This is a genomic window from Streptomyces sp. DH24 (assembly GCF_029813775.1).
In the GTDB taxonomy this organism is placed as follows: Bacteria; Actinomycetota; Actinomycetes; order Streptomycetales; family Streptomycetaceae; genus Streptomyces.
In genome coordinates this window covers 1-15,552 of sequence record NZ_JARVKW010000023.1, presented here as the reverse complement: position 1 = coordinate 15,552, position 15,552 = coordinate 1, and the positions used below count along the sequence as shown (strand labels likewise).

The window sequence follows — 15,552 nt, the reverse complement described above, 5'->3', positions numbered from 1 at the left end:
CGTCCCCGGCGCTTCGCAGGCACCCCGCGCGGGTGCCGGCCCCGCCGGGGGCTGCCGCCCCGGGCCTCCGCTTCGGCCTGAACGGCCTCGACCTCAATCGCCGGCCGGGCTGGTGGCGCTCACCTCGGGTTCCAGCGCCGCCCCGGCCGTCTCCCGCCCCGGCGTCAGCAGCACGTACGCCAGGCCGCCCACCGCCCCCGACAGCAGGAAGCTGACGTCCACCCCGCCCGTCAGGGACAGCAGCGGGCCCTGGTACCCGGGCAGGGACACCGCGAGGACGCCGACGGTCGCGCCCAGCGCCCAGGACGCCGTCGCCGGGACGTTCCAGCCGCGGTCGAACCAGTACACGCCGCCCTGCGCACGCCGGTTGAAGACCTGGAGGGCGTCCGCGTCGTAGACGCCGCCGCAGCGGGCGAAGCCGATCAGCGTGATCACCGCCCACGGCGTGCCGATCGCCGTCAGCAGCAGCACGAACGACGTCATCGCGTCCTGCGCCGAGGACGCGTAGTGCCCGGCGAAGACGCAGGCCGTGGCGACCACGGCGACCGCGTACGTGGCCGTGGCGCGGGAGGCGCGCGGCACGATCGCGTCCAGGTCGAGGCCCATCGAGTACAGCATCAGACCGGCGTTGCCCACCGAGCCCGCCGTGGCCGCGAGCAGCAGCGGCACCAGGTACCAGCCGGGCGCGGCGTCGACCAGCGGCCCCGCGTAGTCGAGGGCGGCGCGCGCGGCGAACGCCGTGAAGGTGCCGAAGAGTTGGGGCACCAGCAGGCCCAGCATCAGACCGAGCCAGGTCGCGCGCAGCACCCGGCGCGAGGAGTGCCGCGCCGGTGAGATGTAGCGGGTGTAGTCGCCGAGCAGCGTGATGAAGGCGATCGGTCCGGACAGTCCCGCGGCCACCGCCGACAGCAGCCAGGTCGGCCAGAACCCGCCCAGCAGATACCCGCCCGCCTCGGGCAGCGCCCGCGTCGTGAAGTGCGGCGCGTAGGCGATCACGCCCAGCACCAGCAGGGCCGTCATGCCGAACGCCAGCACGCGGGACATCGCGAGCAGCACCCGGTAGCCGTACACGGCGCCGGCGACCGTCGCCGCCGCGAGCAGCGCGTAGACGACGCCGTACGTCACGCCGTTCACCGGCAGTCCGGTCAGCCGGGCGAGGACGCCGAGCATCACGTCGCCGCCGATCCACACGGTCAGGGCGGTGTAGCCGAGGGCGAGCAGCAGGCCCACGACCGAGCCGACGAGCCGGCCGCGCACGCCGAACTGGGCGCCGGAGGAGGTGGACAGGTTCGTCGCGGTGCGCAGCGAGATCAGCGCCAGCGGGGCGGTGAGCAGCGTGCCCGCCACCGTGCCCGCGACGACCGAGGTGACCGAGGCCCACCAGTCGAGGCCGAACGACGGCGGCAGCCAGCCGAAGACGATCACGCCCAGGCACAGGTTGGAGCCGAGCAGGATCGTCACGAGGTCCCGCGGCCCGCTGGTGCGTTCCTCCTCGGGGATGGTGTCGACTCCGCGCTGTTCCATCGGCATGGCTGGTCTCCTTCGACGGCCGCCAGTGTTTAGAGTGCCGTTCGATGTGATGTCGCCCGAGCTGTCCCGTCAATATTTCCGTCACGGGAATTCCAGGTTTAGAGTGGTGCTCTAATCTGGTGGAAGGCAAGGAGGTGGCCGCGTCGTGAGACTGACCCCCACGGAACGTGACCGGCTGCTGCTGTTCGGGGCGGCCGAACTGGCCCGGGCCCGCCGGGCCCGCGGCCTCCGGCTGAACGTGCCCGAGGCGACCGCGCTGATCGCCGACACCGTCTGCGAGGCGGCCCGCGACGGCGCCCGGCTCGCCGAGGCCGTCGAGCGGGCCCGGTCCGTCCTCGGCCCCGACGACGTGCTGCCGGGCGTCGCGGACGTCGTCACGGAGGTGCACGTCGAGGCCGTCTTCGACGACGGCTCCCGGCTGGCCGTCGTCTCCGACCCCATCGGCGGCGGACTCGGCGACGGGGCCCCCGGCGCGCTGCTGCCCGGCCCGCGGCACGCCGAGCCCGAGCCGGCCGTGCGGCTGACGGTCACCAACACCGCGACCGTGCCGGTCTCCGTCACCTCCCACTTCCACTTCTTCGAGGCCAACCCGCGGCTGGACTTCGACCGCGAGCAGGCCTACGGCATGCGGCTCGCCGTACCCGCCGGATCGTCCGTCCGCTTCGGGCCGGGCGAGAGCGTCGAGGTCGGGCTGGTGCCGATCGGGGGCGAGCGCGTCGCCATCGGCTTCGCCGGCCTCGTCGACGGGCCGCTGGACGCGCCGGGAGCGAAGGAAGAGGCCCTGCACAGGGCCGCCGCCTGCGGATATCTGGGAGCCGCGCAGTGAACCCGTACGAGTACGCCGCCACCCACGGCCCGCGCGCCGGCGACCGCGTCCGGCTCGGCGACTCGGGTCTGGTGATCCGCGTCGAGTCCGACGCGCAGCACTACGGCGACGAGTTCCTCGCCGGATTCGGCAAGACCGCCCGTGACGGACTGCACCTGAAGGCCGCCGCCGTCCGCGACACCTGCGACGTCGTCATCAGCAACGTCGTCGTGATCGACGCGGCCCAGGGCATCCGCAAGGTGTCCATCGGCATCCGGGAGGGCCGGATCTGCTCGATCGGGCGGGCCGGCAACCCCGACACCCTCGACGGCGTGGACGTCGTGGTCGGCACCGGCACGTCCATCGTGTCCGGCGAGGGTCTCATCGCCACCGCCGGGGCCGTGGACACGCACGTCCACCTGCTGTCGCCGCGCGTCATGGAGGCGTCGCTGGCCTCCGGCGTCACCACCATCGTCGGCCAGGAGTTCGGGCCCGTCTGGGGCGTGGGCGTCAACTCGCCCTGGGCGCTGCGGCACGCGTTCAACGCCTTCGACGCCTGGCCGGTCAACATCGGCTTCCTGGGCCGGGGTTCGTCCTCCGACCCGGCGCCGCTGGTCGAGGCGCTGGCCGAGGGCGGCGCGAGCGGCTTCAAGGTGCACGAGGACATGGGCGCCCACACCCGCGCCCTGGACACCGCGCTGCGCGTCGCCGAGGAGCACGACGTCCAAGTGGCCCTGCACAGCGACGGGTTGAACGAGTGCCTGTCGGTGGAGGACACCCTCCGGGTGCTGGAGGGCCGCACGATCCACGCCTTCCACATCGAGGGCTGCGGCGGCGGACACGTCCCGAACGTGCTGAAGATGGCCGGCGTGCCGAACGTCATCGGCTCCTCCACCAACCCCACCCTGCCCTTCGGCCGGGACGCCGTCGCCGAGCACTACGGCATGATCGTGTCCGTCCACGACCTGAAGACCGACCTGCCGGGCGACGCCGCCATGGCCCGCGACCGCATCCGCGCGGGGACCATGGGCGCCGAGGACGTGCTGCACGACCTGGGCGCCATCGGCATCACCTCGTCCGACGCGCAGGGCATGGGCCGCGCGGGCGAGACCGTCCGCCGCACGTTCGCGATGGCCGGGAAGATGAAGGCCGAGTTCGGCGCCCCGGACGAGGACCACGACAACGAGCGCGTCCTGCGCTACATGGCCAAGCTGACCATCAACCCCGCCATCGCGCACGGCCTCGCGCACGAGGTCGGCTCCATCGAAGTCGGCAAGCTCGCCGACATCGTGCTGTGGCGCCCGGAGTACTTCGGCGCCAAGCCGCAGCTCGTCCTCAAGTCCGGCTTCCCCGCGTACGGCGTGACCGGCGACCCCAACGCGGCCACCGACACCTGCGAACCCCTCGTCCTCGGGCCGCAGTTCGGCGCGCACGGCGCCACGCCCGCCGACATCTCCGTCGCGTTCGTCGCGCGGGCCGCCCTCGACCAGGGTGGCGACCGGATGCCGACCCGCCGCCGCCGGGTCGCCGTGCGCGGCACACGCGGCATCGGCCCGGCCGACCTGCGGCTCAACTCCCGCACCGGACAGGTCGACGTCGACCAGCGCACCGGCCTGGTCACCCTCGACGGCGAACCGGTCCGCTCCGAACCGGCCGACTCCGTCACCCTCAACCGCCTCTACTTCCTCTAAGGACCCGCCATGTCCGCAGCCGCCGACGGCTTCCGCATGCCCGCCGAGTGGGCGCCGCACGAACGCACCTGGATGGCCTGGCCCGGCGCCAACCCCACCTTCGACGGCCCCGAGGAGCTCGCCGCCGCCCGCGAGGCCTGGGCCTCGGTCGCCCGCGCCGTCCGCCGCTTCGAACCGGTCACCGTGGTGTGCGGGCCCGGCCAGTCCGCCGGGGCGCGGGCCCTGCTCGGCGCGGACGTCGACACCGTCGAGCGCGACCTGGACGACGCCTGGATGCGCGACATCGGGCCGACGTTCCTGACCAACGGCGAGGGACAACTCGCCGCCGTCGACTGGGTGTTCAACGGCTGGGGCGCGCAGGACTGGGCCCGATGGGAGCACGACGCGAAGATCGCCGCGTACGTCTCGGACCTCGCGGGGGCCCGGACGTACCCCTCGCGGCTGGTCAACGAGGGCGGTGGCATCCACGTCGACGGCGAGGGCACCGTGCTGCTCACCGAGACCGTGCAGCTCGGCCCCGAGCGCAACCCCGGCTGGACGAAGGCGCAGATCGAGGCCGAGATCCACGCCCAGCTCGGCACCCGCAAGGCGATCTGGCTGCCGCGCGGCCTGACCGGCGACTATCCCCCGTACGGCTTCGGCACCCTCGGGCACGTCGACATCGTCGCCGCCTTCGCCGGTCCCGGCGTCGTCGTCGCCCACCACCAGCCCGACCCGGCGCACCCCGACCACGAGGTGACGAAGGAGGCCATCGGCCTGCTCAGGGCGCAGACCGACGCCCGGGGCCGGCGTCTGGAGGTCGTGGAGGTGCCCGCCCCGACCGTCCTGGAGGCCGACGGCCACTGGGCCGACTACTCCTACATCAACCACTACGTCTGCAACGGCGGCGTCGTCCTGTGCGCCTTCGACGACCCGCGCGACGAGATCGCGGCCGGGATCTTCCGCCGCCTGTACCCGCGCCGGACGGTGACCCTCGTGGACGCGCGTACGATCTTCGCCGGTGGAGGAGGCATCCACTGCATCACCCAGCAACAGCCCAAGATCTAGGAGCCGTCGGATGGCCGGTGCGCGCAAGAACGCCCCGCCGCGCGAGCGGGTTCTCGCCGCCGCCATGGAGATGATCGCCGAGCGCGGCCTGGAGAAGCTCACCATGGCCGCGCTCGGTCACGAGGTCGGCATGAGCAGCGGCCACCTCCTCTACTACTTCCGCTCCAAGGACGAGCTGCTGCTGCAGACCCTGGAGTGGAGCGAGGGCCGCCTCGGCGCGGAGCGCGGCCGGCTGCTGACCCGAGCGGGCACCGCTCGCGAGCGCCTCGACGCCTACGTCGACCTGTACGTCCCCGACGGTCACCGCGACCCGCACTGGACGCTGTGGCTGGAGGTGTGGAACCGCTCGCAGAACGCCGACGACGACGCCCGCGACCGGCAGGCCGCCATCGAGGGCGCCTGGCACCGCGATCTCGTCGCGCTGCTCGCCGAGGGCATCTCGCACGGCGAGTTCCGGGCCGTCGACCCCGACCGGTTCGCGGCCCGGCTGCGCGCCCTCCTCGACGGCTTCTCCATCCACGTGGCCATCGGGCTCCGCGGGACCGACCGGGAGCAGATCCTCGGGCACGTCCGGGACTTCCTGGCCGAGAACCTCGGCACGGACCGCTGAACGGGCCCCGCCCGCATCCTGAGACGCGTGGTGGGCAACGGTCCGTTCTGTGCCAGACTGCCCCCGTGCTCTCGTTCGCCATGATTATTGGCAGCAGGCGCGCCGGTCCGCAGTGACCGCCACGTACGACCAGGTACGGGCGGACACCGTCGTCCTCGACCCGCGCGCAGACCTCTCGCACCCGCGAGAGGTTTTTCTGTTTCCTGGCCCACCCCAAGCCGGGAGCGGAGCGCGAGGGATCATAGGGGCGGTGGAACCGGTCATTCCGGTAGACCGAGATCCCATATCAGGAGCCTTCAGATCATGACCGCAACCAGCGAGCTCGACGATTCCTTCCACGTCTTCGACACCACCCTGCGCGACGGCGCGCAGCGCGAGGGCATCAACCTCACCGTCGCGGACAAGCTGGCCATCGCCCGGCACCTGGACGAATTCGGCGTGGGCTTCATCGAGGGCGGCTGGCCCGGCGCGAACCCGCGTGACACCGAGTTCTTCGCCCGCGCCCGGCAGGAGATCGAGTTCCGGCACGCCAAGCTCGTCGCGTTCGGCGCCACCCGCCGCGCCGGTGCCAAGGCGAGCGAGGACCCGCAGGTCAGGGCGCTCCTGGAGTCGGGCGCCGAGGTGATCACCCTGGTCGCCAAGTCGCACGACCGGCACGTCGAGCTCGCCCTGCGCACCACCCTGGACGAGAACCTCGCCATGGTCCGCGACACCGTGGCCCACCTGCGCGAGCAGGGCCGCCGCGTGTTCGTCGACTGCGAGCACTTCTTCGACGGCTACCGCGCCAACCCCGAGTACGCCAAGGCCGTGGTCCGCGCCGCCTCCGAGGCCGGCGCCGACGTCGTCATCCTGTGCGACACCAACGGCGGCATGCTCCCCGCGCAGGTCCAGGCCGTCGTCTCCACCGTGCTCGCCGACACCGGCGCCCGGCTCGGCATCCACGCCCAGGACGACACCGGCTGCGCCGTCGCGAACACCCTCGCCGCCGTCGACGCGGGCGCCACCCACGTCCAGTGCACGGCCAACGGCTACGGCGAGCGCGTCGGCAACGCCAACCTCTTCCCGGTCGTCGCCGCCCTGGAGCTCAAGTACGGCAAGCAGGTCCTGCCCGAAGGCCGGCTGCGCGAGATGACCCGCATCTCGCACGCCATCGCCGAGGTCGTCAACCTCACGCCCTCCACCCACCAGCCCTACGTCGGCGTCTCCGCCTTCGCGCACAAGGCCGGACTGCACGCCTCCGCGATCAAGGTCGACCCGGACCTGTACCAGCACATCGACCCGGAACAGGTCGGCAACACCATGCGGATGCTGGTCTCCGACATGGCGGGCCGCGCCTCCATCGAGCTCAAGGGCAAGGAACTCGGCATCGACCTCGGCGACGACCGCGAACTGGTCGGCCGGGTGGTCGAGCGCGTCAAGGAGCGCGAGCTCCAGGGCTACACCTACGAGGCCGCCGACGCGAGCTTCGAGCTGCTGCTGCGCGCCGAGGCCGAGGGCAAGCCGCTGACGTACTTCCAGGTCGAGTCCTGGCGCGCGATCGTGGAGGACCGCCCCGACGGCACCCACGCCAACGAGGCCACCGTCAAGCTGTGGGCCAAGAGCGAGCGCATCGTCGCCACCGCCGAGGGCAACGGCCCGGTCAACGCCCTGGACCGGGCGCTGCGCGTCGCCCTGGAGAAGATCTACCCGCAGCTCGCCAAGCTGGAGCTGGTCGACTACAAGGTCCGCATCCTGGAGGGCAAGCACGGCACCCAGTCCACCACCCGGGTGCTGATCTCCACGTCCGACGGGACGGGCGAGTGGTCCACGGTCGGCGTCGCGGAGAACGTCATCGCCGCCAGCTGGCAGGCCCTGGAGGACGCGTACACCTACGGTCTGCTCCGGGCGGGCGTGGAGCCGGCCGCGTAACGCGACCGGCCCACGGTCGTCCTACTGGAGGCGCCACTTCTGGTTGGCGGCGCCCGTGCAGCTCCAGATCTGCGCGCGGGCGCCGTTCGCCGACGAGTTGTCCGTGACGTCCAGGCACTTGTTCGCGGCCAGGTTCACCACGTCACCGCTCGACGCGTTGTACGACCACTGCTGGGCGCCCGAGCCGTTGCAGTCGTACAGCTGCACCTTCGCGCCGTCCGCCGTCGAACCGGACGTCACGTCCAGGCACTTGCCGAGCGCCCGGACCGAGCCGTCCGCCTGCACCGTCCAGCGCTGCGCCGTCGAGCCGTTGCAGTCGTAGAGCTGCACGGGCGTCCCGTTGGCGGCCGAACCCCCGGCCACGTCCAGGCACTTGCCCGCCAGGCCGACGAAGGCACCCGAGCGGGCGGCGTCCCCGGACTGCGTGCCCGACCAGGTGAAGGTCGCCGACGTCCTGCCCGGCAGCGAGTACGTGGCGTGCTGCCCGCCCCAGTTGATCGTGACGGTCTTCGCGCTCGACGCGTCGTTGTACGCGATCAGCGCCTTGGAGCCGTCCTGGTTGCGCCACGCCACGTTCGGCACCGACGACGAGGCCGTGGACGCGATGCGCTGCGCGCCCGGCTTCACGAACTTCGTCAGGTGGCCCATCGTGTAGTACTCGATCGTGAAGTCGACCTGCCCGTGCCGGCTGTCGCCGTTGTGGACGGTGATCAGCCCGTCGCAGGTGCCGCAGCCGCCGTTGTGCGGGCCCCGGTTCTGGTCCACCGCGAGGGACCACTTGGTCACCGACTTCGCCCAGTTCCGGGTGTAGTCGATGATGTTCATCATGTCCTCGCGCTGCTGGTTCGCGATCCACGTGCCGCCCGAGTGCTCGGTGCCGAACGCGTCCAGCTGCGGGTACTGGTTGTGCACGGCCGTCTGCTTGGCGACGTCGCCGCCGTAGCCGTGCCAGGCGATCCCGCCGAAGTTCGGGTGCGAGCGGATTGCCGCGTCGTCCACCGTCTGCGCCGCGTACGCGTCGTAGGTGTCCCAGTTCCAGTCGTGCGCCAGCACCTTCGTCGACAGGCCGGCCGCCTGGAGCTTCGGCAGCAGCTCGTTCTTCGTGAAGTACGCGAGCCCCGAGGCGTTCCAGCTCATCGACGGATAGCCCGAGCAGCAGGTGGGCTCGTTCTGCGCGGTGACGTAGGAGATCGGGATGCCCTGGGCCTGGTAGGCCTGGACGTACTTCACGAAGTACTGCGCGTACGTCCCGTAGTGCTCCGCCTTCAGCCAGCCGCCGTTGAGCTGCCCGCTGTCCTTCATCCAGGCCGGGGCGGTCCACGGCGACGCCATCACGGTCAGGCCCGGGTTCAGCTGCCGTGCCTGCTTCGTCAGCGGCACGACGTCCTGCAGATCGTGTGCGATCGAGAACTCCGACAGGTCCGCGTCGGTCTGCCCGGCCGGCATGTCGTCGTACGTGTAGCCGAACCGCGCCAGGTCCGAGCCGCCCATCGGGTTGCGCAGGAACGACAGGCCGATGCCGTCCGTCGGCGAGAACAGCTTGCGCATCGTGTCGTCCCGCGTGGCCTGCGACAGCGCCCCGCTGCCGTCCATCAGCCAGGCCGCGGTGTCCGTGAAGGACGCGCCGCCGCCGGTGAAGCTCTGGTAGCGGGTGTTCTCGTCGACGGTGATGTTCTCGCCGCCGCCGCCGGAACCGGCCTGGAAGGCGAACGGGGCCTGCGCCTGGAGGCCCCGCACCACGTGCCGCCCGCCGCTGTCGTCCGTGGTGGTGAGCCAGGCGGTGACCTGCTCGCCCGCGGCCCGCGCGGGCGTTGCGTTCGTGACGCCGGCCGCGGTGACACCGGCCGTGGTGAGCAGCCCGGCGAGGAGCAGTCCGAGCGTCCGCGCGGGTGGTCTGGTGGATCTCCTCATGGAGCGCCGCCCTTCTGGGTGGGGGAGTGGGAGGCGTGCGAGCCGTGAGTAAATGACGGCTTCGAACAGGCGTCAAGAGGGCGCGTGTTCACCTTCTGAAGGGGCAATCCGTGCGATCGGGCCGGGACTTGGGGATGTACCGGTTCCGGTGTGAAGTCTTGACGGCAACACGCCGCGCCAGTTAACTCACGCCCTGATCTAAGTCATGAGATGACTGGGGGATGACCCCGAGAGCCGAGGGAAGGTCCATGCGAAGAACCGCCCTGCTCGCCTCCGCCGCGTTGCTCACCACGCTGCTTCCGCTCACCGCGGCGGCCCCGGCCGTCGGCGCCACCGACCCGGCCCCCGTCCCGGTGGACCGCTTCGAGGGCGAGGTGCCCTTCGCGAACCAGCCCGCGGAGGGCCTGTTCACCTGGGGCGGCGACGCCGACGACCCGCCCGCCCTGGAACTGACCGCCCGCGACGACGCCCCCGAGGGCGACAAGGTGCTCACCGGCAGCTACGACATCAGCGGCTACGGCGGCTTCACCCACGACTTCGCCGCCGCCGAACCCGCCCACGACTGGTCCGCCCACCGCGGCGTCCGCTTCTGGTGGGAGGGCCGCGACACCGGCAAGAAGATCGCCTTCGAGCTCAAGGACGGCGGCGCCCACGGCGAGGCCTCCGAGCTGTGGACGACCTCCTTCACGGACGACTTCACCGGCTGGAAACAGATCGAGATCCCCTTCTCCGACTTCACCTATCGCACGGACCACCAACCGGTCGGCGGCATCGACCAGGTCCTCGGCCTCACCGAGATGTGGGGCTACGCCGTCACCCTTCCGACCGGCGTCAAGAGCGACTTCGCGATGGACGCCGTCGAGCTGTACGGCACCGCCGACCAGACGCGGCGCGCCACCGTCACCACGGGCGCCGCCGTCTACCCGGTCGCCGAGGGCGCCGCCGCCGACGTGGAGATCGGACTGGCCACGACCGGCGCGGCCCCGCTCGACGAGCCGGTCACCGTCACCTACGAGACCGCCGCGACGGGCACCGCCGATCCCGGCAGGGACTACTCGCCGGTCACCGGCACGCTCACCTTCCCGGCGGGCACCGCCTCCGGCACCACCCGCACCGTCGAGGTGCCCACGCTGAAGGACCGCTCGGCCGAGTCCGCCGAGACGATCCCGCTGAAGCTGACGGTGACGGGCGCCAGGGCCCCGGCCGAGACGCCGCAGGTCGTCGTGGACGCGCACGGACTGCCGTACCTGGACAGCCGGTTGCCGGTGAAGAAGCGCGTGGCGGACCTCGTCGCTCGCATGTCCCTCGCGGAGAAGGCCGGGCAGATGACCCAGGCCGAGCGCGGCGCGCTCACCGCCCCCGGCGACATCGCGGCGTACGACCTCGGCTCACTGCTGTCCGGCGGCGGCTCCACGCCCTCGCCCAACACGCCCGAGGCCTGGGCGAAGATGATCGACGGCTACCAGCTGCGGTCGCGGGCCACCCGCTTCCAGATCCCGCTGATCTACGGCGTGGACGCGGTGCACGGCCACAACAACCTGGTCGGCGCGACGATCATGCCGCACAACATCGGCATCGGCGCCACCCGAGACCCCGGGCTCGCCGAGCGGACCGGCGCGGTGACCGCCGCCGAGGTCCGCGCCACCGGCGTCCCGTGGGACTTCGCGCCCTGCCTGTGCGTGACCCGCGACGAACGCTGGGGCCGCTCCTACGAGGCGTTCGGCGAGGACCCGGCGCTCGTGGAGGCGATGGGGACCGTCGTCCGGGGCCTCCAGGGCCGCGCCGACGGACGCGACCTGGACCGCTCCGACAAGGTGCTCGCCACCGCCAAGCACTTCGTGGGCGACGGCGGCACCGAGTACGGCTCGTCCACCACCGGCACCTACACCATTGACCAGGGCGTCACCAAGGTCACCCGGCAGGAGCTGGAGGCCGTCCACCTCGCGCCCTACGGCGACGCCGTGCAGCGGGGCGTCGGCACGGTCATGCCGTCGTACTCCTCCCTCGACCTGGTCGGCGACGGCAGGGGCCCGGTCAAGATGCACGCCCGCGCCGACATGCTGAACGGCGTCCTCAAGGACCGCATGGGCTTCGAGGGCTTCGTCATCAGCGACTGGCAGGCCATCGACCAGATCCCCGGCGACTACGCCTCCGACGTGCGCACCTCGGTCAACGCCGGCCTCGACATGATCATGGTCCCGTACGCCTACCAGGACTTCCGCACCACGCTCGTGGACGAGGTGAAGGCCGGCCGCGTCGGCGAGAAGCGGATCGACGACGCCGTGGCACGCATCCTCACGCAGAAGTTCCGCCTCGGCCTCTTCGAGAAGCCGTACGCCGACACGAGCGGCGCCGACCGCATCGGCTCCGCCGCACACCGGGCGGTGGCCCGCGAGGCGGTCGCCGAGTCCCAGGTGCTGCTGAAGAACGCCGGCGGCCTGCTGCCGCTGAAGAGGGACCAGAAGGTGTACGTCGCCGGCTCCAACGCCGACGACATCGGCAACCAGGCCGGCGGCTGGACCATCACCTGGCAGGGCTCGTCCGGCGACATCACCCCCGGGACGACCGTCCTGGAGGCCCTGCGGAAGAACTCCCCGGACCTGACCTGGTCCAAGGACGCCTCCGCGCCGCCCGCCGGTCACGACGTCGGTGTGGTCGTCGTGGGCGAGACCCCGTACGCCGAGGGCGTCGGCGACGTCGGCAACGGCCACGACCTGGAGCTGTCCGACGCCGACAAGGCCGCGGTCGACACGGTGTGCGGCGCCATGAAGTGCGTGGTGCTGATCGTCTCCGGCCGCCCCCAGCTCATCGGGGACCGGCTCGGCGGCATCGACGCCCTGGTCGCGTCCTGGCTGCCCGGCACCGAGGGCGACGGCGTCGCCGACGTCCTCTACGGCAGGCGGCCCTTCACCGGACAGCTCCCCGTCACCTGGCCCAAGTCCCAGGCGCAGCTCCCGATCAACGTCGGCGACACCTCCTACGACCCGCAGTTCCCGTACGGCTGGGGCCTGACCACGGGCACGGAGGTCCCGCACGGCGGGGCGGCGACGCTGAAGGCGCTGCGCGTCGCGGCCACGGCGGTGGAGAGGACGGGCGCCGAGTCCGCCGGGCGCGCGCTGGTCACCAAGGCCCGGCTGATCGTCCAGCGGAAGGCCGACGGGCACCTGTCGGCGGCGGTGGCGAAACCCTTCGCCGAGGCGGACCACCTGCTGCTCACCGGCCGGTACGGAGCGGCCGTGGAGAAACTGACGGAGGCCTACCGGGCCGCGTGACCGGGCGGCACCGAAGCCCCAGGGGCCCGGTGGGGGGAAATCCCCACCGGGCCCGACGCCCGTTTCCCGCCCGATTCGGGTACTTTCGAACATATGAAGGGCGCAATGGCGCGTACCCTCGTACGCCTGCTGATCGTGCCGGTCGTCGCCGCCCTGGCGGTGCTGATGGCGGGTGCGCCGGGTGCGCACGCGGCCACCGACCTCTCCCGGATCGCCGCGTCGCTGCGGGAGAGTCCCGTCTACGTGGACCCCGCCGCGTCCGACCTGCTGTCCGAGTCGGACGCCGAGGCGCTGGCCGACAAGATCCAGGACGCGGACAAGCCCGTGTTCGTCGCGGTCCTGCCGGACGGCTACCCGACGGCGAACCTCTTCCAGAACCTGCGCACCGAGACCGGCGTGACAGGCCTCTACGGCATCCGTCTCGGCGACCGCTTCGACGCGCGCGCCGACAGCGCCGTCCTGAGCCGCGACGGCGTGCGCAACCTGGTCACGGCCGTGCAGGACGCGGGCGACACCAAGGCCCAGCTGAACGACTTCGTCGACGACGCGCTGCGCAACGTGGGCGGCTCCGCGCCGAGCTCGTGGAGCGAGGGCGGCGACGGTGTGCCGACGGGCGCGCTGATCACCACGGGCGCGGTGCTGGCGGCCGGCGGCGCCGGCGCGTACGCCCTGGTCCGGCGCAACCGCCGCCGGCACGAGGAGGAGCAGCGGGCGGCGCTGGAGAAGCTGCGCGTGGTCGTGGACGAGGACATCACGGCCTTCGGCGAGGAACTCGACCGGCTGGACTTCCACCCCTCCGAGCCCGGCGCCGACGACGCGATGCGGGCCGACTACGAACACTCCCTGGACGCCTACGACCAGGCCAAGTCCCTGATGGCCGCCGCACGGCACCCGGAGGAGGTGCGCGGCGTCACCCAGGCGCTGGAGGACGGCCGCTTCTCGCTGGCCCGGCTGACGGCCCGCCGCGAGGGCAGGCCCCTGCCGGAACGCCGGCCGCCGTGCTTCTTCGACCCGCGGCACGGCCCGTCGGTCGCCGACGCGACCTGGACACCGCCGGGCGGCGCGACCCGCGAGGTGCCGGTCTGCGCGGCGGACCGCACCCGGCTGGCCGACGGCCGCGACCCGATGGTCCGCGAGGTCGACACCGTCGACGGCCGCCGCCCCTACTGGGAGGCGGGCCCCGCGTACGGCCCCTGGGCGGGCGGCTACTTCGGCGGCGGCATCCTGCCCGGCCTGCTCGTCGGCACGATGCTCGGCAGCATGATGGCCGGCCCGGCCTACGGGGCCGACTACGGCGCCGGTTACGGCGACTTCGGCGGCTACGGCGGCGGCGACGTCTCCGGTGCCGACTTCGACTCGGGCGATTTCGGCGGCGACTTCGGCAGTGGCTTCGGGGGCGGCGACTTCGGCGGCGGTGGCGGGGACTTCGGCGGAGGCTTCTGACAACGCCTCGGCGTGAGCGCGAGCGGCGAGTGCGCGAGCGCCGGCCCGCACACGACGAACGCCCGCCCTCCTGCGGCGGAGCAGGGGGCGGGCGCGCTCGGGTGGCGGACGGTGGGCCGCCGGGGGAGCGTCAGGCGTTCCGGATCGCCGAGACGTCGAAGTTCAGCCTGATCTTGTCGGAGACGAGGACACCGCCGGTCTCCAGGGCCGCGTTCCAGGTCAGGCCCCACTCGGAGCGCAGGATCTCGGCCTTGCCCTCGAAGCCGACGCGCTCGTTGCCGAACGGGTCCCTCGCGGCGCCGTTGAACTCCAGGTCGATGGTGATCGGCCGGGTGGTGCCGAGGATCGTCAGGTCACCGGTGATGCGGTAGTCGTCGCCGCCGAGCGCCTGCGCCCCGGTGGAGCGGAAGGTCATCGTCGGGAACTCGTCCGTCCTGAAGAAGTCCGCGCTCCTGAGGTGGCCGTCGCGGTCCGCGGAACCGGTGTCGATGCTGTCCATCTTCACGTCGAGGGAGGCCGTCGAGCGGGCCGGATCGGTGCCGTCCAGGTGCAGCGCGCCACTGAAGTCGAGAAACTTGCCCTTGACGTTGGTGACCATCGCGTGGCGGGCGGTGAAGCCGATGGTGGTGTGCGACGGGTCGATCGTGTACTCGCCGGTGAGGGCGGCGAGCTCCGGGTTCACGGCCGCCGGGGCGGCGGCGACGGTCTCGGTGTCGGTGGTCTTGCGGCCGAAGATGCCCATGACTGCTCCTTGGGGGACGGGCCGCGGTACAGGCGGTGTCGCGGCCGATTCTGTTGAACATTCAACGATGTCAACGACTCCGACGGTAGACCTATTCCGTTCAAAGTTCAACATCTTTGGCCGGTGCGCCCCCGGAGCATGCCGATACGCTGGTGCGGCCGACGGCCGGACGCCCCCGCGTCACCCGGGAAGGCCATTCGGCGCTCACGATGTGAGACGACTCTCAGGCCGACGTGTTTGTGCGAGCCCTACAACCGGCAGACCCCCTGAGCAGTCGGAACGGCTGCATGGCGCTTCGGTTCTGTTCAGGGCTACCAGGAAAACGGTCCGGAGACTGTACGGAGTCGACGGCCCGCTTTTCTTGCCGGGCTTCGTAAGGTCACTACATGACCGTTTTGGAAGAGGCGCCGGGTGAGCCGACGGACGCGCGCGGGCGGGTGGCCGAACTGCACGACATCCGTGCGGCGGCACTGGCCGGGCCGAGTGAGAAGGCGACCGAGGCGCAGCATGCCAAGGGGAAGCTGACGGCTCGGGAGCGGATTGAGCTTCTTGTCGATCCGGGGTCTTTCCGTGAGGTCGAGCAGTTGCGGCGG

General features: G+C 72.0%; 11 protein-coding genes. 8 read left to right on the top strand and 3 right to left on the bottom strand.

All coding sequences use genetic code 11. The features are described from left to right. Positions 1-93: 93 nt before the first annotated feature. Complete coding sequence (locus QC282_RS19515) at positions 94-1,530, bottom strand: cytosine permease (protein WP_279550780.1); 1,437 nt, start codon at positions 1,528-1,530, stop codon at positions 94-96. A gap of 145 nt (positions 1,531-1,675) precedes the next feature. Between QC282_RS19515 and ureA the strand changes: the two genes are divergently transcribed. The 5 genes from ureA to cimA all read left to right on the top strand — a co-directional run bounded on the left by ureA (position 1,676) and on the right by cimA (position 7,591). Beyond that, a complete protein-coding gene (gene ureA, locus QC282_RS19510) occupies positions 1,676-2,356 on the top strand; it encodes an urease subunit gamma (protein ID WP_279550779.1) in 681 nt (226 codons plus the stop codon). Beyond that, a complete protein-coding gene (locus QC282_RS19505; RefSeq protein WP_279550778.1) occupies positions 2,353-4,026 on the top strand; it encodes an urease subunit alpha in 1,674 nt (557 codons plus the stop codon). The genes ureA and QC282_RS19505 overlap by 4 nt, the downstream gene beginning before the upstream one ends. Before the next feature lie 9 nt (positions 4,027-4,035). Beyond that, complete coding sequence (locus tag QC282_RS19500; protein WP_279550777.1) at positions 4,036-5,073, top strand: agmatine deiminase family protein; 1,038 nt, start codon at positions 4,036-4,038, stop codon at positions 5,071-5,073. Positions 5,074-5,083: 10 nt separating this feature from the next. Further along, positions 5,084-5,683 carry a TetR/AcrR family transcriptional regulator gene (locus QC282_RS19495; protein WP_279550776.1) on the top strand — a complete coding sequence of 200 codons (600 nt, stop codon included), beginning with the start codon at positions 5,084-5,086 and terminating at the stop codon, positions 5,681-5,683. Positions 5,684-5,986: 303 nt separating this feature from the next. Further along, positions 5,987-7,591 (top strand): citramalate synthase, encoded by a 1,605-nt coding sequence (cimA, locus tag QC282_RS19490; RefSeq protein WP_279550775.1) that lies wholly within the window; start codon positions 5,987-5,989, stop codon positions 7,589-7,591. 21 nt (positions 7,592-7,612) lie between these two features. On the opposite strand, the gene QC282_RS19485 is transcribed toward cimA, so the two are convergent. Then, entirely contained in the window at positions 7,613-9,502 is a 1,890-nt protein-coding gene (locus tag QC282_RS19485) for a lectin (protein WP_279550774.1), read from the bottom strand. A gap of 248 nt (positions 9,503-9,750) precedes the next feature. Here QC282_RS19485 and QC282_RS19480 point away from each other — a divergent pair, with 248 nt between their 5' ends. Beyond that, positions 9,751-12,774 (top strand): glycoside hydrolase family 3 N-terminal domain-containing protein, encoded by a 3,024-nt coding sequence (locus QC282_RS19480; protein ID WP_279550773.1) that lies wholly within the window; start codon positions 9,751-9,753, stop codon positions 12,772-12,774. Between the two features lie 93 nt (positions 12,775-12,867). Then, a complete protein-coding gene (locus tag QC282_RS19475) occupies positions 12,868-14,217 on the top strand; it encodes a hypothetical protein (protein ID WP_279550772.1) in 1,350 nt (449 codons plus the stop codon). A 130-nt stretch (positions 14,218-14,347) separates the two neighbouring features. Here the strand turns inward: QC282_RS19475 and QC282_RS19470 are convergent, their stop codons facing one another. Beyond that, positions 14,348-14,959, bottom strand: a complete 612-nt coding sequence (locus QC282_RS19470) for a YceI family protein (protein ID WP_279550771.1) — start codon at positions 14,957-14,959, stop codon at positions 14,348-14,350. Between the two features lie 386 nt (positions 14,960-15,345). Between QC282_RS19470 and QC282_RS19465 the strand changes: the two genes are divergently transcribed. Then, the coding region (locus tag QC282_RS19465) for a carboxyl transferase domain-containing protein (protein WP_279550770.1) at positions 15,346-15,552 on the top strand (207 nt) is incomplete at its 3' end.

What these genes read in the sequence shown, in the direction of transcription:
- QC282_RS19485 (WP_279550774.1), bottom strand. Translation starts at nt 9,502, where the DNA reads ATGAGGAGATCCACCAGACCACCCGCGCGGACGCTCGGACTGCTCCTC.
- QC282_RS19480 (WP_279550773.1), top strand. Translation starts at nt 9,751, where the DNA reads ATGCGAAGAACCGCCCTGCTCGCCTCCGCCGCGTTGCTCACCACGCTG.
- QC282_RS19470 (WP_279550771.1), bottom strand. Translation starts at nt 14,959, where the DNA reads ATGGGCATCTTCGGCCGCAAGACCACCGACACCGAGACCGTCGCCGCC.
- QC282_RS19495 (WP_279550776.1), top strand. Translation starts at nt 5,084, where the DNA reads ATGGCCGGTGCGCGCAAGAACGCCCCGCCGCGCGAGCGGGTTCTCGCC.
- QC282_RS19515 (WP_279550780.1), bottom strand. Translation starts at nt 1,530, where the DNA reads ATGCCGATGGAACAGCGCGGAGTCGACACCATCCCCGAGGAGGAACGC.
- cimA (WP_279550775.1), top strand. Translation starts at nt 5,987, where the DNA reads ATGACCGCAACCAGCGAGCTCGACGATTCCTTCCACGTCTTCGACACC.
- QC282_RS19500 (WP_279550777.1), top strand. Translation starts at nt 4,036, where the DNA reads ATGTCCGCAGCCGCCGACGGCTTCCGCATGCCCGCCGAGTGGGCGCCG.
- QC282_RS19475 (WP_279550772.1), top strand. Translation starts at nt 12,868, where the DNA reads ATGAAGGGCGCAATGGCGCGTACCCTCGTACGCCTGCTGATCGTGCCG.